20 protein-coding genes and 2 pseudogenes are annotated in these 17,921 nt (G+C 69.8%); 10 read left to right on the forward strand and 12 right to left on the reverse strand.

Going from position 1 to position 17,921, the window contains the following annotated elements; all coding sequences use genetic code 11:
* Positions 1 to 15: 15 nt before the first annotated feature.
* From DFR72_RS21900 to rimP, 3 genes are all read right to left on the reverse strand, one after another.
* Positions 16 to 264: a YlxR family protein gene (locus DFR72_RS21900; protein WP_425459908.1), complete on the reverse strand. Its 249-nt coding sequence runs from the start codon at positions 262 to 264 to the stop codon at positions 16 to 18.
* A gap of 117 nt (positions 265 to 381) precedes the next feature.
* On the reverse strand, positions 382 to 1,395 hold the full coding sequence (gene nusA, locus DFR72_RS21905) for a transcription termination factor NusA (RefSeq protein WP_090074529.1): 1,014 nt from the start codon (positions 1,393 to 1,395) through the stop codon (positions 382 to 384).
* Positions 1,392 to 1,916: a ribosome maturation factor RimP gene (rimP, locus tag DFR72_RS21910; protein WP_090074532.1), complete on the reverse strand. Its 525-nt coding sequence runs from the start codon at positions 1,914 to 1,916 to the stop codon at positions 1,392 to 1,394. Before rimP ends, nusA begins: the two co-directional genes overlap by 4 nt.
* Positions 1,917 to 2,043: 127 nt before the next feature.
* On the opposite strand from rimP, the gene DFR72_RS21915 reads away from it, so the two are divergent.
* Positions 2,044 to 2,487, forward strand: coding sequence for a hypothetical protein (locus DFR72_RS21915; protein ID WP_245983282.1), 444 nt, complete (start codon positions 2,044 to 2,046; stop codon positions 2,485 to 2,487).
* Positions 2,484 to 2,912 (forward strand): ferritin-like domain-containing protein, encoded by a 429-nt coding sequence (locus DFR72_RS21920; RefSeq protein WP_090074535.1) that lies wholly within the window; start codon positions 2,484 to 2,486, stop codon positions 2,910 to 2,912. Before DFR72_RS21915 ends, DFR72_RS21920 begins: the two co-directional genes overlap by 4 nt.
* Before the next feature lie 7 nt (positions 2,913 to 2,919).
* Here DFR72_RS21920 and DFR72_RS21925 read toward each other — a convergent pair whose 3' ends face one another.
* The 4 genes from DFR72_RS21925 to DFR72_RS21940 form a co-directional block, all read right to left on the reverse strand.
* Positions 2,920 to 3,636 carry a hypothetical protein gene (locus DFR72_RS21925; protein WP_143087030.1) on the reverse strand — a complete coding sequence of 239 codons (717 nt, stop codon included), beginning with the start codon at positions 3,634 to 3,636 and terminating at the stop codon, positions 2,920 to 2,922.
* A 67-nt stretch (positions 3,637 to 3,703) separates the two neighbouring features.
* On the reverse strand, positions 3,704 to 4,657 hold the full coding sequence (locus DFR72_RS21930) for an aminotransferase class V-fold PLP-dependent enzyme (protein ID WP_090074540.1): 954 nt from the start codon (positions 4,655 to 4,657) through the stop codon (positions 3,704 to 3,706).
* Complete coding sequence (locus DFR72_RS21935) at positions 4,650 to 5,114, reverse strand: DUF4442 domain-containing protein (RefSeq protein ID WP_090074542.1); 465 nt, start codon at positions 5,112 to 5,114, stop codon at positions 4,650 to 4,652. Before DFR72_RS21935 ends, DFR72_RS21930 begins: the two co-directional genes overlap by 8 nt.
* 10 nt (positions 5,115 to 5,124) lie before the next feature.
* Complete coding sequence (locus DFR72_RS21940) at positions 5,125 to 6,078, reverse strand: glycosyltransferase (protein ID WP_114773726.1); 954 nt, start codon at positions 6,076 to 6,078, stop codon at positions 5,125 to 5,127.
* Positions 6,079 to 6,100: 22 nt separating this feature from the next.
* Here DFR72_RS21940 and DFR72_RS21945 point away from each other — a divergent pair, with 22 nt between their 5' ends.
* Complete coding sequence (locus DFR72_RS21945; RefSeq protein ID WP_090074299.1) at positions 6,101 to 6,658, forward strand: sugar O-acetyltransferase; 558 nt, start codon at positions 6,101 to 6,103, stop codon at positions 6,656 to 6,658.
* 4 nt (positions 6,659 to 6,662) lie between these two features.
* Positions 6,663 to 7,070 carry a YjbQ family protein gene (locus tag DFR72_RS21950; RefSeq protein WP_090074297.1) on the forward strand — a complete coding sequence of 136 codons (408 nt, stop codon included), beginning with the start codon at positions 6,663 to 6,665 and terminating at the stop codon, positions 7,068 to 7,070.
* Here the strand turns inward: DFR72_RS21950 and DFR72_RS21955 are convergent.
* Positions 6,966 to 7,943, reverse strand: a complete 978-nt coding sequence (locus DFR72_RS21955) for a YhgE/Pip domain-containing protein (RefSeq protein ID WP_170176346.1) — start codon at positions 7,941 to 7,943, stop codon at positions 6,966 to 6,968. The genes DFR72_RS21950 and DFR72_RS21955 overlap by 105 nt on opposite strands.
* A 119-nt stretch (positions 7,944 to 8,062) precedes the next feature.
* Between DFR72_RS21955 and DFR72_RS21960 the strand changes: the two genes are divergently transcribed.
* The gene (locus DFR72_RS21960; RefSeq protein ID WP_090074291.1) at positions 8,063 to 9,043 is read left to right on the forward strand and encodes a DUF8017 domain-containing protein; all 981 of its coding nucleotides are present in this window, start codon (positions 8,063 to 8,065) and stop codon (positions 9,041 to 9,043) included.
* Between the two features lie 419 nt (positions 9,044 to 9,462).
* On the opposite strand, the gene DFR72_RS21965 is transcribed toward DFR72_RS21960, so the two are convergent.
* On the reverse strand, positions 9,463 to 11,205 hold the full coding sequence (locus DFR72_RS21965; RefSeq protein ID WP_090074288.1) for a proline--tRNA ligase: 1,743 nt from the start codon (positions 11,203 to 11,205) through the stop codon (positions 9,463 to 9,465).
* 135 nt (positions 11,206 to 11,340) lie between these two features.
* Here DFR72_RS21965 and DFR72_RS21970 point away from each other — a divergent pair, with 135 nt between their 5' ends.
* A complete protein-coding gene (locus DFR72_RS21970) occupies positions 11,341 to 11,700 on the forward strand; it encodes a VOC family protein (RefSeq protein WP_090074285.1) in 360 nt (119 codons plus the stop codon).
* Here the strand turns inward: DFR72_RS21970 and DFR72_RS21975 are convergent.
* Positions 11,697 to 12,653, reverse strand: a complete 957-nt coding sequence (locus tag DFR72_RS21975; protein WP_170176347.1) for a GNAT family N-acetyltransferase — start codon at positions 12,651 to 12,653, stop codon at positions 11,697 to 11,699. The two genes, DFR72_RS21970 and DFR72_RS21975, sit on opposite strands and share 4 nt — an antisense overlap.
* An 85-nt stretch (positions 12,654 to 12,738) precedes the next feature.
* Between DFR72_RS21975 and DFR72_RS21980 the strand changes: the two genes are divergently transcribed.
* Positions 12,739 to 13,494, forward strand: a complete 756-nt coding sequence (locus DFR72_RS21980; RefSeq protein WP_090074280.1) for an SAM-dependent methyltransferase — start codon at positions 12,739 to 12,741, stop codon at positions 13,492 to 13,494.
* Positions 13,495 to 13,507: 13 nt separating this feature from the next.
* Here the strand turns inward: DFR72_RS21980 and DFR72_RS47930 are convergent.
* Positions 13,508 to 13,654, reverse strand: a pseudogene (locus tag DFR72_RS47930) (integrase core domain-containing protein); the annotation flags it as partial.
* A 6-nt stretch (positions 13,655 to 13,660) separates the two neighbouring features.
* Positions 13,661 to 13,795, reverse strand: a pseudogene (locus tag DFR72_RS47935) (helix-turn-helix domain-containing protein); the annotation flags it as partial.
* Positions 13,796 to 14,163: 368 nt separating this feature from the next.
* Here DFR72_RS47935 and yaaA point away from each other — a divergent pair.
* The 3 genes from yaaA (at position 14,164) to DFR72_RS22000 (ending at position 17,852) form a co-directional block, all read left to right on the forward strand.
* On the forward strand, positions 14,164 to 14,892 hold the full coding sequence (gene yaaA, locus DFR72_RS21990) for a peroxide stress protein YaaA (RefSeq protein ID WP_090074275.1): 729 nt from the start codon (positions 14,164 to 14,166) through the stop codon (positions 14,890 to 14,892).
* A 208-nt stretch (positions 14,893 to 15,100) separates the two neighbouring features.
* Positions 15,101 to 16,069, forward strand: a complete 969-nt coding sequence (locus DFR72_RS21995) for a serine protein kinase RIO (protein WP_425459909.1) — start codon at positions 15,101 to 15,103, stop codon at positions 16,067 to 16,069.
* Positions 16,070 to 16,304: 235 nt separating this feature from the next.
* Positions 16,305 to 17,852: a DEAD/DEAH box helicase gene (locus DFR72_RS22000; protein ID WP_090074272.1), complete on the forward strand. Its 1,548-nt coding sequence runs from the start codon at positions 16,305 to 16,307 to the stop codon at positions 17,850 to 17,852.
* Positions 17,853 to 17,921: the final 69 nt, after the last annotated feature.

The raw sequence follows: 17,921 nt of genomic DNA on the forward strand, positions 1-17,921 counted from the left end.
AGCTTCACGGCTGACTCATGACGGGTCGACCTGCTTCCTTGTTGCTTGCTGGCCGCGGGGCTGTCCCGAAGCCAATTTCCCTTGCTGCTCGACGTGCTCGCGCAGCGAAGCGACGTCGAGTGCTCCCTGGACCTTGAGGGCCCGTGAGAACGCCCGTCGCCGCTCGGCGTTGCGGAGACATTCGAGATCGAAATGCAACCAAGCACCTCGACCAGGAAGCCGCCGATGGAGGTCCGGAACCACCGAACCGTCCACCGCGACCACTCGCAGCAGCTCGGAGGGCAACGTCCGCGTGCGGCATCCAATACACGTACGAACTGGGCCGATGTGCTGGGAAGCCGCTCCCGACGTTGAACCGTTGATAATTCTATCCCCTGGAGCTCACTCAGCCGAACCGGATGTGACCGCATCGGTGGCCGGAGCCTCCGCGTCACTGCGGATGTCGATGCGCCAGCCCGTCAGACGGGCGGCCAGGCGGGCGTTCTGGCCCTCCTTGCCGATCGCCAGCGAGAGCTGGAAGTCCGGCACCACGACACGCGCCGTCTTGGCGCGCTCGTCGAGCACCCGCACGGACACAACCTTCGCCGGGGACAAGGCATTCCCGACGAACGTGGCAGGGTCGTCCGAGTGGTCGATGATGTCGATCTTCTCGCCACCGAGCTCGTGCATGACGTTGCGCACACGGGCACCCATCGGGCCGATGCAGGCGCCCTTGGGGTTCACTCCGGCAACCGTTGATTTCACCGCGATCTTCGAACGGTGACCTGCCTCACGTGCCACCGCGGGGATCTCCACGGTGCCGTCCGCGATCTCCGGGACCTCGAGGGCGAACAGCCGCCGCACGAGGTTCGGGTGGGTGCGCGAGAGAGCGATCTGCGGCCCGCGGGAACCGCGCGACACGCTCACGACGTAGCACTTGATGCGCTCGCCGTGGTTGTACTGCTCGCCCGGCACCTGCTCGGCCGGCGGCAGCACGCCCTCGGTGTCGCCGACCTGCACGACGACCATGCCACGGGCGTTCGCGCGGGCGTCGCGCTGGACGACACCCGCGATGATCTCGCCCTCCTTGGCGGCGAACTCACCGAACGTGCGCTCGTGCTCGGCGTCGCGCAGGCGCTGCAGGATGACCTGGCGCGCCGTCGTGGCCGCGATGCGGCCGAAGCCCTCCGGAGTGTCGTCCCACTCCTCCCGGACCACACCGTCCGGCGCCAGGTCCTGCGCGATCACGCGCACGACGCCGGTCTTGCGGTCGATCTCCACCTTCGAATGCGTGGCATGCCCATCCGTGTGCTTGTAGGCGGTCAGCAGTGCTGACTCGATCGCCTCCAGGACCGTCTCGAAGGGGATGTCCTTTTCACGTTCGATCGCCCTCAGGGCGGCGATGTCGACGTTCACCTCGGCTCCTCCTCCGGTGCTTTCCGAGTGAGCCGAGCCAGTTCCTCGACCGGCGGCTGCTTGAACTCGATCTCCATGACCGCGCGTTCTATGTGGCGGTACTCCACGCGTCGCAGCTCGTCCTTGTGCAGCAGCTCGACCCCGGTCTCGTCGCACTCGCCGACCCGGCCGAACCACTCGGCCTGGTCGGGCTGCTTGATCTTCACGAGACGCAGGTGAGCGCGCTTCCAGTGGCGCGGGCGCGTCAGGGGGCGGTCGACACCCGGCGAGGTGACCTCGAGGGTGTACGGCCCGTTGATGATGTGGTCGTGCTCGTCGAGTGCGGCGGAGACCACGCGGCTCGCCTCGGCGACCTCGTCGAGCCCGATCCCGTCCTCGCCGTCCACGACCACTTTGACCAGACGGCGGCGCCCAGCCTGATTCACGTCGAGCGCGTCGAGGTCGAAGCCGGCGGCTTCGAGAGCTTCCCGCACAACGGGTGCTAGCTGCGCGGAAAGCTCTCCGCGCGGCGGGCTGGACACGTGGTGTCTCCTTCAGTTCGAACGCATGAAAACCCCGGCCGACGGTATTTCGGCGGCCGTGGACGACCAGACTATCTCGTTCGCCCGGCTCCCACCGCGCCGCACGGCTGCTGGCACCATGGGTCGCGTGATCTCCGAATCGGTCAGCCGCCGCCGGGTGCTGTTCGCGGTGGCCGCCGCGCCGCTCGCCGTCGCGTGCACCGCAGAACCGCCTCCGCCACCGCCTCCGGACCCGCTCTCGGCCCTCGCGGCGCAGGCCCGCGCGGACGCCAAGCTGGCCCAGGCGCTGACGACGGTGCCCGCAGCCGCGGAGATCGCGAAAGCCCGTGAGACGCACGCCTCGCTGCTGCAGGCCGAGGTCGACCGCGAACGCCCGCCGCAGTCGTCCACCGTGTCGCCCGCTCCCACCGCTCCGCCCACGCCGCCGGACCCGCTGGCCGCCTTGCGCACCGCGCTCGACGAGGCCGTCCGCGAGGCCTCGGCCACCGTCGCCTCGCTGCCCGCCTACCGAGCCGGTCTCGTCGGCTCGGTGGCCGCCGGCTGCGCCTCGCTGCGGGAGGTGCTCGCATGAGCGTGGAGTCCGTGCAGACCGCGCTCGGCACCGAGCACGCGGCGTTGTGGACCTACGGCATGGTGTCGGCGTTCCTGAACGACAAGGCCGCCGCCGTCGCGGAGGGCTCGAACCTGCACCGCGCGCGCCGGGACACGACCGAGCGGTGGCTGCGTGACCACGGCGCGACCCCGAACCCGCCCGCCGCGGCCTACCTGCCGCCCGCGCCGGTGTCGGACGGCCCTTCCGCGCTCGCCGCGCTCGTGGCCGTCGAGCAGGACACCTGTGCCGCGTGGCGGGGTGTGCTGGAGCGGACCGACGACTCCTCGCTGCGGACGTCGGCGCTGGAGGCGCTGACGACGGCGGCGGTGCGGGCAACGCGGTGGCGCAAGGCGGCCGGGTCGGCCCCGGCATCGATCACGATGCCGGGTGTCGCCTCGGGCTGACCGGGTGTCAGCCGGCGAACGACGACGCGAGCCTGATCGCGTCGTTGGAGACCCTCTTCATGTCCTTGTTGTGCGCGAGCGCGTCGGCTCCCCTGGTCGGTGAGTCGGACTCGACGATCACGACGAGCTGGTCGCGCTGCTCGGAGGCGTACCCGCCGTTGGCCAGCGTGGTCAGCGGCGGAACGCTGATGGCCTTGTCCAGCACCAGGTCCTTGACGTTGCCGGTGCCGTCCTTCTGCGTGAGCTCACGCAGCTGCTTCGCCTCGTCGGCCGACTTCATCTTCACGACCGACACCGACGAGTACACGGTGCGGCCGTCCGGCAGCTTGGCCGTGTAGAAGGCGCGCGTCAGCTGCAGGCACGGCGTGGTCTTGAAGAACGCCTGCGTCTGACTCGTCGCGTGGGCAGCGCAGTCGCTGTCCTTCACCGGTTCCGGCAGCTCCGGCACGGTGGTGAACTCGAACTCCCCCGCGGTCTTCTGCGGTTGCGCGACCGGCTTGTCGACCGGGTCCGACGGCTGCAACACCCACCAGACGAACCCTGACACCACCGCGACGCCGACGAGCGCCAGCGCCTTGCCCACCCACGTCGACTTGCGCTGGGGCGGAGGCGGCGGCGGGGGCAGCTGCCCCTGGCGGTTGTCCATGATCGACTGCAGCTTCACGAGCTCGTCGGCCGGGTACAACGGCGCGGTGTCGGTGGGCCTCGGCGGGAAGCGAGGCATGTTCTGGGTCACCTCTTCAGGTGACTGGCGTGGTTCCGACACAAGGACCCACGGTAACGGACGGCAGTCACGCGAGCGCTTCGAGCACCCGGTCGACGTCCTCGATCGTGTTGTACATGTGACATGCGTACCGCGTGCGACCTGCACGGACCGAGGACACGACCCCCTGAACGGGTGGCCCGCCGACTGAGACGATCGCCGAGCCGTTGGGCGGTAGCCCCAAACCGGTCAGGAGGCGATCCGTCAGGCTCACGCAGTGCGCGCGCACTGCTTCCAGGTCCAAAGAGGCGACCCACGGGAGCGCAACCGCCGCACCGACGTGGGAGAACCACGTCGGCGAGAGGTCGAACCGCCGTGCGTCCGAACGGAGCACGAGCTCGGTGCCGTAGTTCTCACCCGTGCTGTACCAGTTGGCCGCCAACGGCTTGAGGGACGCCATCCGGTCCGGACGCACCGCCATCCACGCCGCACCGCGCGGTGCCATCAGCCACTTGTAGGCCACGCCGACGACGAAATCGGCCCACGCCAACGACAACGGCAGCCACCCGGCGGCCTGCGACACGTCGAGCAGCACGGGTTTGCCCGAAGCGCGCAACGCTTCGAGGTCCGCGATCTTGCCGTCCGCCGACTGGACCACGCTCGTGGCGACGAGATCGGCTTCCTCCACTGTGGACACGACCTGGTGGCCGGCCGCGACGAACGGCAGCGTGACGCTGGTGAAGTCGCCGGGGTCGACGAAGACCTTCGAGCCGGCCGGCAGGGACTGCGCGACCAGTGACACGAACTGCGACACCGTCGCGCCGCAGGCGACCGAGGCCGCAGGCACCCCGGCCAGCCGCCCGAACGCCTCGCGGGAGGTCTCGACGACCTCGTTGAACGTGGAGGACGTGTCCTGGCCGCGTCGCCACCGTTCGTGCGAGGCCGCCACCGCGTCGGCGACGTGCCGGGGCGGCACGCCGATGGACGCCGTGTTCAGGTAGCCGGGCTCGACGTCGAAGACCGCTCCGAAGGCCTCACGCATGCGCGAGCTGCTTGTCGCGCTTGCGGCGCGCGTAGACCTGCTTCTTCACCCGTGCGATCACGGCCCCATCCTGCCCGACGACGTCCGTCTCGAACCAGACCAAGGCCTTCTCGCCGTCCCTGGTCTGGTCGAGGACCTCGGCGACGTGGTCGTCGGTCAGCCGGAACTCGGCGTACACCGTGCCGCGGCCGGGCGCGACGAACTCGATCTCACCGGCCCGGTCCCACACCACGTGCTCGCCCTTGAGCTGGTTGAACAGCAGCAACACCCAGAACGGGTCGGTCATCGCGAAGAGCGAACCGCCGAAGTGGGTGCCGAAGAAGTTGCGGTTCCAGGGGCGCAGGCGCATCCGCACCCGCGCGTACCGGTAGTCCGGCGAGATCTCCACGACGCGGATGCCGGCGAACAGGAACGGCGGCCACAGGTTCATCCCGAAGCGCAGGCGGCTTGCCTTCATAAAAACAGTGTTACACAACGTCCGCCAGACTGTCCGCAACTTCTTCCGGCGAAGGCGTGTGACGTATCTCCCGGGCTATCTGACCAGCGGCTTCCCGGTAGGACGAGTCGACGAGCAGCCGGCGCACGCAGTCCGCGATCGGCCCGGCACTGAACGCGGCCGGCCGCAGCGCCGCACCGGCCGCGACGAGCGCGTCCGCGTTGCCGAACTGGTCCGCCCCCTGCGGCAGGACGACCTGGGGCACGCCGGCGGCGAGCGCGCCCAGCATCGTGCCGCTCCCACCGTGGTGGACGGCGACGTCCGCGTACCGGAGCACCTCCGCCTGCGGCAGCCACGGGTAGACCGTCACGTTCGGCGGCACGTTGCCCAGCGCGACGTGCGGCGCGGCCACGACCACCTGCGCCTTGGGGACCTTGCCGAGCCCCACGACCGCCTCGGCGAGCAGTTCCCGCGTGCCGAACGCCGTGCCGAGCGTGAGGTAGATCAGCTTCCCGGCCGTGCGCACCGGCACGTCACCGGGCGGCGAGAACGGCACCGCCCGCAACGGGATCCGTTCCTCTCCCAGGAAGTTCGCGTCCTGCAACGAGGGCGGGCAGATGTCGAGGTGCCGGCCACCGGTGGGCCGCACGAGGCCGATCCCGTCGGGGAACATCCGCCCGAACCCGTGCCACAGCGCGGGAAACCCCCGGCGCCGCGCCTCGGAGACGACCTCGGGCACCGCCCACCCGCCGATCACGAGGTCGGGCAGCAACCGCTCCAGCTCCTGCGCGATGTCCCCGGCGTAGATCTCGCCGAACACCAGTCCCGGCCGGAACGGCCGCAGCCCGAGCTTCCCGAGCACCGGGTGCATCTCCTCGCCGACCGCAAAGTGCACCTCGTGCCCGGCTTTGTGCAGGGCCTGCGCCAACGGGATCAATGGGTACGTGTGGCCGACGGCGGCCATGCTGGCGAAGAGCACGCGCATGCCGTGACGATACTGAGTCCTCATGGGAACCAACCGCGAGAAGATGATCAACGGCGAGCCCTACCTGCCGGCGGACCCCGAGCTGGACGCGGACCGGCGCCGCGGCTGGCGTGAGATGGCCAGGTTCAACGCGCACGACCCGGAGGACCTCGACGGGATGTACGCGATCCTCAAGGGGTTCGTCGCGGAGATCGGCGAGAACTCGACGTTCATGCAGCGCCTGCAGATCGAGTACGGCTACAACACCCGCGTCGGCGCGAACAGCTTCATGAACTACGGCGGCGTCATCCTCGACTGCGGACCGGTGACCATCGGCGATCACGTGATGATGGGCCCGAACGTGCAGCTGCTCACGGCGTTGCACCCGATCGAGGACCACGACGCGCGGATCGAGGGCTGGGAGACGACCGCGCCGATCGTCATCGGGGACGAGGTGTGGTTCGGCGGCGGCGTGATCGTGTGCCCCGGCGTCACCATCGGCAACAACACGGTGGTCGGCGCGGGCAGTGTCGTGACGCGGGATCTGCCTGCTCACGTGCTTGCGGTCGGCAACCCCGCACGGGTCATTCGTAAGATCTGAGGTCATGCGCAGCGAGGAGATCCAGATCCGCACCGGTGCCGACGAGGTCGTGCACGACCTGACGAGCGAGTGCCAACGGTTCCTCTCGGACGAGAACGGCGACGGCCTGCTGCACGTGTGGGTGCCCCACGCGACGGCGGGCGTCGCCATCATCGAGACGGGCGCGGGCAGCGACGACGACCTGCTGACCGCGCTGGAGCGCATCCTGCCCCGCGACGTGAAGTGGCGGCACCGGCACGGCACTCCCGGCCACGGCCGTGACCACGTGATGCCCGCACTGGTGCCGCCCTACGCGACGATCCCCGTTCTAGGCGGTGTGCTGACGCTCGGCACTTGGCAGTCCATCTGCCTGGTCGACACCAACGTCGACAATCCCGTCCGCACGGTCCGTCTGAGCTTCCTCGCCGGCTAGTGGGGCTTTCTTCACGGCTAGCAGCACGAGCCCGATGAGCGCGATGCCGCCGAACACCCACCACTCGGTGCTGATGGAGCCGTCGTACTGGAGGCTGCGCAGGCCTTCCGCCGAGAACCGGAACGGCGTCCAGGACCACAGGACCGCCTTGTAGACCGGGTTGAGCAACTCGGGCACCTGGCCCGCGACCGCCGGTGCCATCAGGTAGAGGATGCCGAGAACGCCCATCGCGCGGATGCCGAGGTGCTTGAACAGCCCGGCCTGCAACAGCGCGAACGACACGGCGACGGCGAGCATGAACGCGAGCGCCTGCGCGGTGAACGTGACACCCCACCACGCCAGCAGGCCTGCCGTCGAGCCGGTGACGAGGACGGCGGCGGTCACCGCCGACAGCCACCTCAGCCTCGTGCCCTTCAGCACCACGAACAGCAGTCCGGCGATCATCCCGCCGACCCACAGCAGCGCGGACGCGGCGAGCGGCGCGGTGCGTTCGGCGGCGGTGGGGGTGACGGCCTCGACCTTCACCGGCAGCCCGGCACCCTGCGCGACGCCGGTCAGGGCCTGCTGGGCGACCTGCGTGCCGGACGGGTTGACCGCCGGGTTCAGCCGGATCGTCGCCTGGCCGGGCACGATCTCCAGCACCCCGTAGACCTCCTTGTCCCGCAGGAGGTCCCTGGCCTCGTCCGCGGACACGACCCTGATGTCGACCTCGGCGGAGCCGGCTCTCGCGACGCGTTCCGCTATCGGCGGAGGCGCCACCACGGCGAGCGGCACGTCGTGCGGGTGCACGGTCGCCTGCACGCCGAACGTCAGCAGCCCCAGGAGGAACGCCACCACAGCACCTGCGACGGCGGTGACCAGCACGGTGCGCATCATCGGACCCCTTTGTTCATCAAGCGTTGAATTTAGCGAGAACGCTACGCCTCGTCCATCGCGTAAGTCAACGCGTGATGAATTGAACCGCTGTCAGACCCACCAGGTACCGTTTCCCCGTGACTTACCCAGGTGGCGGCGGACAGGGCGGCTGGAACGACCAGCAGGGCTGGGGCCAGCAGCAACAGGGTGACCACCAGAGCGGTGGGTACCAGACGGGCGGCTACCAGACCGGCGGGTACCCGCAGACCGGTGGTTTCCCGCAGCAGGGCCAGTTCCCGGACCAGGGCCAGTTCCCGCAGCAGGGCTACGGCGGGTACGGCGGCCTCGGCGTGTACGGCGGTTTCGACAACGAGCCGCCGAAGAAGAGCAAGAAGACGCTCTGGCTGGTGCTCAGCGCCGTGGTCCTCGTGCTGCTCGTCGGCGGCGGCCTCACCTGGCTCCTGCTCTCGCGCTCGGGCGGCACGACGGCGACGAACGACCCGTCCCCGTCGCCCAGCACCTCCGCGCAGCCGACCGACGCTGCCTGCCCGAAGAACGAGGGCCAGCAGTGCGTCGAGACGGCGCTCGGCTTCAACTACGAGGTCCCGAAGAACTGGGACATCATCGCCGACGCCAAGATCCCGGTGGAGGGCTTCGCGGGCATCTCGCTGTCCGGCGTCACCACCTACGGCGACTACACCTGCGAGGGCAAGTCGTTCACCAAGGGCACCAACGGCGGCACGCTGCTCCCGAAGAGCGACATCAACACCACGGCCACCGACTTCACCAAGGCCCTCGCCGCGCAGTACTACTCGTCGGGCGGCGACCCGAAGGTCACGACGACGCAGCCGAAGCCGGTGAAGATCCAGCACACCCTGAAGGACGGCAAGAAGGTCACCATCGACGGCGTGCAGGTCGACGCCACCGTCACACAGACCGGCAACAAGTGCCTGGCGGGCAAGGGCACGGTCAAGGTCGTGGTGCTCAACGGCAGCAACAAGCTGCACGTGCTGGCCGTCAACGGCGACCTGGAGGGAGGCGGTGGCGGCACCACCCCGCCGCTGCTCAAGGAGTCCGACCTGCAGAAGATCGTCGATTCGCTGATCCCGACCTCGTAGGCCCTCCCACGCGCCGCCGTCCGACGTGGACGGCGGCGGGTCACCGCGCGAGGTCTAGCCGGATCCACGCGGGTCGAGGCCCTGCTCGCTCAACCCGCATCGTGCGCTTCCCCGGGCTTGCCGCACATGCGCATGCGGTCCGCTGAACTGACCGCTCCCCAAGCGAAATCCGGGCCGCGCAGCCATCCGACGTGGACAGCGGCGAGCCACCACGCGAGATCGAGCCGGACCCACTCGCCATCAACCCGGCCGAGGTTCTACTCGCTCAACCCGCATCGCGCGCTCCCCCCAGGCTTCCCAGCCTCACCGAACACACGCTTGCGGTCCGCCCTGCCCTGTGACCGCTCCCCCGCCGAAACGCCGAACGCCGGGCCGCGCGCCCCAACTTCCAGCGCACTGCCCGGCGTTCAGTTCCTACCTCAGCTGTTGACGACCTGCACCAGGTGCTCGACGGCCTCGGCGACCGGCACCTCGACGCGCTCGCCGGAGCGGCGGTCCTTGACCTCGACCGTGCCGTCCTTCAGGCCGCGGCCGATCACCAGGATCGTCGGGATGCCGACGAGCTCGGCGTCCGCGAACTTCACGCCGGGGCTCGCCTTGCGGTCGTCCAGCAGGACCTTGAGGCCCTTGGCGCTGAGCTGCTTCGCGAAGTCCTCGCCGGCGCCCATGAGCGTCTCGTCCTTGCCGGCGACCACGACGTGGACGTCGGCGGGCGCGACGTTGCGGGGCCAGATCAGGCCGCGGTCGTCGTGCGACTGCTCCGCGATGACCGCGACGAGACGCGAGACGCCGACGCCGTACGAGCCCATGGTGATGCGGACGGGCTTGGAGTCCGGGCCGAGTGCGTCGAGCGAGAACGCGTCCGCGTACTTGCGGCCGAGCTGGAAGATGTGGCCGATCTCGATGCCGCGCGCGGCGACGAGCACACCCTTGCCGTCCGGCGACGCGTCGCCCTCGCGGACCTCGGCGACGTCGATGACGCCGTCGGGGGTGAAGTCGCGGCCCACCACCAGGTCGACGACGTGGTGGTCGGCCTTGTCGGCGCCGGTGACCCACGCGGTGCCCGTGACGATGCGGGGGTCGGCGAGGAAGCGGACGCCGTTGGCCTGGATCGCTCCCGGGCCGATGTAACCCTTGACCAGGAACGAGTTCTTGGCGAAGTCCGCGGCTTCCAGCATCGCGACCTCGGCCGGTTCGAGCGCTGCCTCGAGGCGCTTGAAGTCGACCTCCCGGTCACCGGGGACGGCGATCGCGAGCAGCTCCCAGTCCTTGCCGGGGTGCTTGACCTTCACGAGGACGTTCTTCAGCGTGTCCGCCGCGGTGAACTTGCGGTCGGTGTTCGCGTTGAGGAAGTCCACCAGTGTCTCGATGGTGGGCGTGTTCGGCGTGTGGTGCACCTGGGCCGCGGGCTTGTCGTCGATCGACTGCGCGGGCGGCACGGGCGTCGCGACGGCCTCGACGTTCGCCGCGTAACCGGACTCGGTGCTGCGCACGAACGTGTCCTCGCCCGTCTCGGCGACGGCGAGGAACTCCTCGGACGCCGAGCCGCCCATCGCGCCGGACGTGGCGGAGACGATCACGTACTCCAGGCCGAGCCGGTCGAAGATGCGGATGTAGGCGTCGCGGTGGTCCTTGTACGACTGGCTCAGGCCCTCGTCGGTGAGGTCGAACGAGTACGAGTCCTTCATCAGGAACTCGCGGCCGCGCAGGATGCCCGCACGGGGGCGCGCCTCGTCGCGGTACTTGGTCTGGATCTGGTACAGCGTGACCGGGTAGTCCTTGTAGGAGCTGTACTCGCCCTTCACGGTGAGGGTGAACATCTCCTCGTGCGTGGGGCCGAGGAGGTAGTCGGCGCCCTTGCGGTCCTTGAGGCGGAACAGGTTGGGGCCGTACTCCTCCCACCGGTTCGTCGCCTCGTAGGGCTCCTTGGGCAGCAGCGCGGGGAACTGGATCTCCTGCGCGCCGAAGGCGTCCATCTCCTCGCGGACGACGGCCTCGATGTTGCGCAGGACCTTGAGGCCCAGCGGCAGCCAGGTGTACCCGCCCGGTGCGACGCGGCGGACGTAGCCGGCGCGCACCAGCAGCTTGTGGCTGGGCACTTCGGCGTCCGCCGGATCCTCGCGAAGGGTGCGCAGGAACAGCGACGACATCCTGGTGATCACGGTGGGTACTCCTCGTTCACGGGCAGTTGTAGCAGCGTACTGGTTGGATGTTCCGCGAAATCGCGCGCGGTGCTCCGGTTCGCCTCTGACCTGCGGCGACCGGAATTGTCAGACCCCCTGAGTAGCGTCCTTCCCATGCCGCTGACCATTGACATGATCACGATCGACACGGGCGACGCGCGCAAGCTCGCCGAGTTCTGGACGGCCGCCCTGGGCACCGAGATCCAGAACGACTGGGGTGAGTTCATCGTGCTCGCGCCGAACACCGAGACCGGGCCGGCGCTCGGCATCCAGCAGGTGCCGGACGCGACGCCGGGCAAGAACAGAGTCCACTTCGACTCGCACGTGCCGGACCGGCTGGCGGAGGTCGCCCGCCTGGTCGAGCTCGGTGCCACGGAGGTCGGCGTGCACAGCGTTCCCGGCCTCGTGTGGTCGGTGCTCGCCGACCCGGACGGCAACCAGTTCTGCGTCGGCCAGCCGGGCGAAGAGCTCTAGAACGCCACCGGTTTCCCGTAGTCGATCCAGGTCCGCGTCACCTCGAACCCGGCGCGCTCGTACACGCCGAGCGCACGGGTCGGGTTGGCCGAGTCCACGGAGAGTCCCGCGCGCTGGTAGCCCTGCGTCCTGCCCCGAGCCAGCGTGTGGCTCAGCAGGGCCGAGGCCACGCCACGCCCGCGGTGCTCCCCCAGGGTGCCGACGTCGCCGATCCACAGCTCGCGGACGCCGGTCATCTCCTCGACGACCGGGTAGTGCCGTGCGAGCACGAACCCGGCCACGGCGTCTTGTGAGAGCGCCAGGAAGGAGGACTCCGGAACGAACCGCTTGCTGTCGGTGAACGACGCCGCCCACTCCTCGGGGCTGCGCTCGACCGAACCCCAATGCTGTGCGAACGCCGCGTTGCAGACCAGGCGGACCTCTTCGTCACGGGCCGCGGAGAACGGCACGATCTCGTAGCCGGCCGGGATCGGGGCCTGGGCGAGTGACTCGCCCAGTGCCACCTCCAGCTCGTAGAAGTGGCGGTCCGCACCGAATCCGAGCTTCTCGACCAGCGCGACGTGCCCTTCGGACCGGCTCTCGACCATGGTGCACACGGTCAGCGGCAGATCCGGGTGCCGTGCGCCGTGGAGGTCGCGCGCGAGTGCGGCGAGACGTGGCAGCAGTTGCAGGCCGATGCCCGCGCGCCGGTACTCGGGGTGCACCATCCCGTCGAGCCGGACGCGATGCGTGCCCACGGGGTTGTCGCGCAACGCGACCAGCCCGTAAGCCGCGAGCCGTCCGTCCGCGAGCACGGCCAGCGATCCACCGGGCAGGTCGGTCTGGCCGAACGACTGGGCGAAGTCCTCTTCGGACAGCAGTTCGCCGGTGTCGTCGACCGCCTCGGCCGCGTTGTAGAGCGCGGCCACCGCCGGGATGTCCGCTGTCGTGAGCGGGCGCCACACGAGTTCCACGCCGATCGACGCTACGGAAGGGAGATGGCCCCAACAACCGAATATCGCTTGCCCGGGACGTACCACCAGCGCCATCCTGCGAGCGATGACATCTCCGAAGATCACACCGTTGTACGAGGACGTGACGTTCCACGGACCCCTGTCCGAGGAACGAGCTGCCCGCCTCATCCGCTCGCTCATGCCACTGGACGACGCCCATGTGCTCGACCTCGGCTGCGGCTGGGCGGAGTTCCTCCTGCGCACGCTGGAGGCCGCACCCACGGCCACCGGCACCGGCGTGGACAGGAACGCGACGGACATCGCGCGCGCCCAGGCCAACGCCGACGCCCGAGGTCTGAGCGGCCGCGTCAGCCTCCAGGTGGCCGATGTCGCCGAGTGGCAAGCAGCGAGGCCGGCCGACGTGGTCATCGTCAACGGCGCCAGCCACGTGTGGGGCGGAGACCCGTTGCAGCACACGGTGAACGCGCTCACCGAGGCCAGGAAACTGCTCGCTCCCCGCGGGCGGCTCCTGTTCGGCGAGTGCTTCTGGGAACGCGAGCCCACGGAGGCCCAGCTGGCCGCCATGCCGGTCCCGCGAGACCAGTTGGGCTCGCTGGCGGACCTGGTGGACCTGGCTCACAGCCACGGCTACCGCATGCTCGCCGCGGAACAGGCGAGCCTCGACGAGTGGGACGTGTTCGAGAACGGCCACGGTCTCGCCTGGGAGCGCTGGCTGCGCGACAACCCGGACTCCGAGCACGCCGCGGAGATCAGGGAGACGGCCGACAGCGCGCGCAACCGCCGGCTGCGCGGGTGGCGCGGCACGATGGGCCTCGCCTACCTGACGTTGCTGGCCCCCTAGGTGTATCTGGCCATCAGGTTGGTGCCAGTCGGGTGATGGGTAGGTGGCCGCCGAGTGCGCTGTGGCGGCGTTGGGTGTTGTAGTGCTCGATCCAGGGTGCAAGGGCGGCGGTGCGGTCGGTGTTGCTGGTGAAGGCGTGCCGGTAGGCCCACTCGGCGGCATACCGGCCCAGCCAGGTCCGCACACACTTGCGCGAGATCCCCATCGCGGCCGCGATATGCGCTCGAGGCCACCCTGCCTGATGCCGCTGAACGATCAGCACTCTGCTCAAGAACGTGGTCCGGGCGTTACGGTGGGACACGAGAGCCTCCGGCTGGCGTGGGTCCTAGACAAACCACACCCCAGCCGGAGGCTCTCCCCACGTCAACACCCCATCCACCGCCACCAACGTCGTGGCCAAATACACCTAGGGCGTGTCCCGTAAGCCCGTTCGATGAGAGTCACGGTCGAGAGACCCGGAGGCGGCGCCGCCGCGACGCCCTCATACCGGGCGGCGGTGCCGCCTCCGGGGCACTCGACCGCGACCATCGCGGACGAGACTTACGGGACACGCCCCCAGGGATCGGCCAAGGCGCCGCGCGACGCGGCGCAGACGGCCGAACGCGTCCGTGCCGCGCGGAAGACCCCGCAGGTCCAGCGGTTTTCGGTCGCTGCCCTACCCTTTGACCCGTGCTGGTGCTGCTTCCCCCGTCGGAGACCAAGGCGATCGGCGGCGAGGGCGCGCCGCTCGACCTCGACGCGCTGTCGTTCCCCGAGCTCAACCCGGTGCGCGACAAGCTGGTGTCCGCCCTGGCAGATCTCGCGAAGGACGTCCCGGCGAGTCTCAAGGCGCTCGACATCTCCGAACGCCAGGTCGACGAGGTGCACCGCAACGCGTCGCTGCGCACGTCGGAGACCACGCCCGCGTTGCTGCGCTACACCGGCGTGCTCTACGACAACCTGGACTTCCCGTCGCTGAAGAAGGCCGAGAAAGAACGCGCCTACGAGCGGCTCGCGGTCGCTTCGGCGCTGTTCGGAGCGGTCCGCGGTGGTGACCCGGTGCCGGCGTACCGGTTGTCCGGCGGCACCACGCTGCCGTCCCACGGCAGCCTGCGCACGGTGTGGAAGCCCGCGCTGGAGCCGGTGTTCGAGGAGGCCGACGAGTTCGTCGTCGACCTGCGTTCCGGCGCGTACTCGAGCCTCGCGCGGATCCCGCACGCCGTCGTCGTCCGGGTGGTCACGAGCGAGGGCAAGGTCGTCAGCCACTTCAACAAGGCGCACAAGGGCCTGCTCGCGCGGGCCATCGCGAAGTCCAGCGCGGAGCCGGCGGACCTGAAAGGCCTGGTCAAGCTCGCGCGGAAGGCCGGGCTCACGATGGTGCCGACCGGTGCGAGGACCGCGGACCTGATCACCGGTTAATTCGGTTGCGCGCTTGGAACGCGCGCGCCAAGCTTCTCCCCGAAGCGTGACAACGGAGCTGGAACGAGGAGGTGCGAAATGTCAGAGCCTGTCTTTGGGCGCGGCACCGCACTCGCGACCCGTCCAGCCGCCCTTCGCGCCTGATCAGCACCGTTTGATCGCAGAGCGCCAGTGGGGCGGTCACCTTCATCTCGTAGGAGACCCCACCGTGCGCGAGCACGATCTTTTCGAACGTTACGAATCTGCTTTCGAAGGCGCCGACGACACCATGCGGCGCAAGGGAAAGCGCACCAACCGCAGGGCCGACGACGCGGAACCCACGCGCCGCGGCCGCATGACCGAAGAAGAGAAGCTGCGCGTCGCACGAGTGCGCGAGGACCAGCTCAGTTCGGCGGACACCCCCGAGGACGGCGACCGCTGGTCCACGTGGGGCGACGCAGACCAGGGCCCGACACCGCACCCGGACTGGCTCATCACGGAACTGGCCGCGGTCGACCGCGAGCTGGGCATCGTGAAGACCGGTAAGGAGGCGGACGTCTTCCTGCTGGAACGCGCGATGGGCGACAGGTCGTGCCTGCTCGCCGCCAAGCGCTACCGCAGCAACGACCACCGGATGTTCCACCGCGACGCGGGGTACCTCGAGGGTCGTCGCATGAAGAAGTCCCGTGAGACGCGGGCGATCGCGAACCGCACCGCGTTCGGGCGCAACCTGATCGCGGAACAGTGGACGGTCGCGGAGTTCGCCGCGCTCTCCAGGCTGTGGCAGATCGGCGCCCCGGTGCCGTATCCGGTGCAGCGCAGCGGCACCGAGCTGCTGCTGGAGTTCATCGGGGACGCCGAGGGCAACGCGGCACCGAGGCTCGCGCAGGTCCGTCCCGACGAGGACGAGCTGCTCGACCTGTGGCGCCAGCTGGTCGCGACGCTGATGACGCTCGCCGAGGCGGGCATCACGCACGGCGACCTCTCGGCGTACAACCTGATGGTGCACGACGGCAGGCTGGTCGTGATCGACCTGCCGCAGGTGGTCGACCTCGTCGCGAACCCCCGCGGCGTGGAGTTCCTCGACCGCGACGTCCGCAACATCTGCGGCTGGTTCGCCTCGCGCGGCCTGCCGCCGGAGATCGGCGACCCGTCCGCGCTGGTGGCGACGCTGCTGGAGGTCGCGGGCATGGGTTGACCCACCGTCGCGCGCCCGGCCGTGTCCAACGACACTGCCGGGCGCGCGAGGCATCGCCATTGATCAGCTAGACTGTGCTGTACACCGATGAAGGCCTGACGGCCGTTGACCGGTGTTTCCACCCACTCATCAGCGGCGTGACCATCACGCCGGGCCCGTCCTTGTGATCGGCGCCGCGGTAGCGCGCGGGGCAGCCTCGAGACGTGCCATGTCCCGGAGGTTTGTTTTGCCATCAATGTCCGAAGGTCGTTCCGAGCATGGGCAAAGCCGCAGGTCACCGCGGCGCCGCTCGGGTCGCCAGGGCAATTCCTCGCGTCCGCAGCAGCGGGTCGAGGAACCGATCGTCGCCGAGCCGTTCGAGAGCACGTTGCCGGAAGGCCCGTTGCCCTCGTTCGCTGAACTCGGCCTTGCCGACGCGTTGATCAAGTCGCTCGTCGCCAACGAAATCACCGAGCCGTTCCCGATCCAGGCGGCCACCCTTCCCGACGCCATGGCCGGCCGCGACATCCTCGGCCGTGGTCAGACCGGCTCCGGCAAGACGCTGGCGTTCGGTCTCGCGATGCTGACCCGCCTCGCGAAGGGCCGCTCCCAGCCGAACAAGCCGCGCGGCCTGATCCTCGTCCCGACCCGCGAGCTCGCGATGCAGGTGGAGACGGCGCTCACGCCGCACGCCCGCTCGCTGGGCCTGTGGTGCCGCGTCATCGTCGGCGGCACGTCGTTCCCGCGCCAGATCGAACACCTGCGCCGCGGCGTCGACCTGCTGATCGCGACGCCGGGCCGCCTGTCCGACCACGTCCGCCAGGGCACGTGCGACCTCGGCTCCGTCGAGATCACCGCGCTGGACGAGGCCGACCAGATGGCCGACATGGGCTTCATGCCCCAGGTCCGGGCGATCCTCGACCTGACCCCGCAGGACGGGCAGCGCCTGCTGTTCTCCGCGACGCTCGACGGCGACGTGGACAAGCTGGTCCGCCAGTACCTGCACTCCCCGGTGACGCACTCGGTGGCCCCGGCCACCGCGAGCGTCACGACGATGGAGCACCACCTGCTGCTCGTGTCCGCTGAGGACAAGCAGAACGTGGTGAACGAGGTGGCCGCGCGCGAGGGCCGCACGATCATGTTCGTGCGCACCAAGCACCACGTCGACCGCCTGGCCAAGAAGCTGCGTTCGATGGGCGTCAACGCCGGAGCGCTGCACGGCGGCAAGGCGCAGAGCGCGCGCACCCGCGTGCTCGGCGAGTTCCGCGAGGGCACCATGCCGGTCCTGATCGCCACCGACGTCGCCGCTCGCGGCATCCACGTCGATGACGTCTCGCTGGTCGTCCACGTCGACCCGCCGGCCGACCCGAAGGACTACCTGCACCGCGCCGGCCGCACGGCCCGCGCAGGTCAGTCCGGCACGGTCGTCACGCTGGTCACGCACGACCAGCGCCGCGCAGTCCAGGGCATGGCCGCACGCGCGGGCATCCGTCCGGAGAGCACGAAGGTGCGCCCCGGCGACGACGACCTGGCGCGCATCACCGGCGCCCGCACGCCGTCCGGCGAGCCGATCATCGAACGCGAGAAGCCGGCCCGCCGCACCGGTGGCTCCGGCCGCCGCTTCGGTGCCCCGGCCGCCGCCGGCGCCGCTCGCGGTGAGTACCGCGGTGGCTCCGGCCGTCGCACCGAGGGTGGCGAGTTCCGCGGTGGACCGCGCCGTTCGGAGCGCACCGAGGGTGGTCGCGCGTTCGGGCGGACCGAGCGTGGCGCGGGTCGTCCGCGCCGGGCAGCGCCCCAGCACTGAGCTTGACCTGATCGACGGTGGAGGCCGCTTCCCCTTGGGGAGGCGGCCTTTGCCGTGTGCGGGGTCGTA

The sequence above is a fragment of the Lentzea flaviverrucosa genome (assembly GCF_003350445.1).
GTDB classification, from domain to species: domain Bacteria; phylum Actinomycetota; class Actinomycetes; order Mycobacteriales; family Pseudonocardiaceae; genus Lentzea; species Lentzea californiensis.

Coding starts and splice junctions, on each gene's coding strand:
- DFR72_RS21920 (WP_090074535.1), top strand. CDS start 2,484: ATGAGCGTGGAGTCCGTGCAGACCGCGCTCGGCACCGAGCACGCGGCG.
- DFR72_RS21925 (WP_143087030.1), bottom strand. CDS start 3,636: ATGCCTCGCTTCCCGCCGAGGCCCACCGACACCGCGCCGTTGTACCCG.
- DFR72_RS21930 (WP_090074540.1), bottom strand. CDS start 4,657: ATGCGTGAGGCCTTCGGAGCGGTCTTCGACGTCGAGCCCGGCTACCTG.
- DFR72_RS21935 (WP_090074542.1), bottom strand. CDS start 5,114: ATGAAGGCAAGCCGCCTGCGCTTCGGGATGAACCTGTGGCCGCCGTTC.
- DFR72_RS21940 (WP_114773726.1), bottom strand. CDS start 6,078: ATGCGCGTGCTCTTCGCCAGCATGGCCGCCGTCGGCCACACGTACCCA.
- DFR72_RS21945 (WP_090074299.1), top strand. CDS start 6,101: ATGGGAACCAACCGCGAGAAGATGATCAACGGCGAGCCCTACCTGCCG.
- DFR72_RS21950 (WP_090074297.1), top strand. CDS start 6,663: ATGCGCAGCGAGGAGATCCAGATCCGCACCGGTGCCGACGAGGTCGTG.
- DFR72_RS21955 (WP_170176346.1), bottom strand. CDS start 7,943: ATGCGCACCGTGCTGGTCACCGCCGTCGCAGGTGCTGTGGTGGCGTTC.
- DFR72_RS21970 (WP_090074285.1), top strand. CDS start 11,341: ATGCCGCTGACCATTGACATGATCACGATCGACACGGGCGACGCGCGC.
- DFR72_RS21980 (WP_090074280.1), top strand. CDS start 12,739: ATGACATCTCCGAAGATCACACCGTTGTACGAGGACGTGACGTTCCAC.
- DFR72_RS22000 (WP_090074272.1), top strand. CDS start 16,305: ATGTCCGAAGGTCGTTCCGAGCATGGGCAAAGCCGCAGGTCACCGCGG.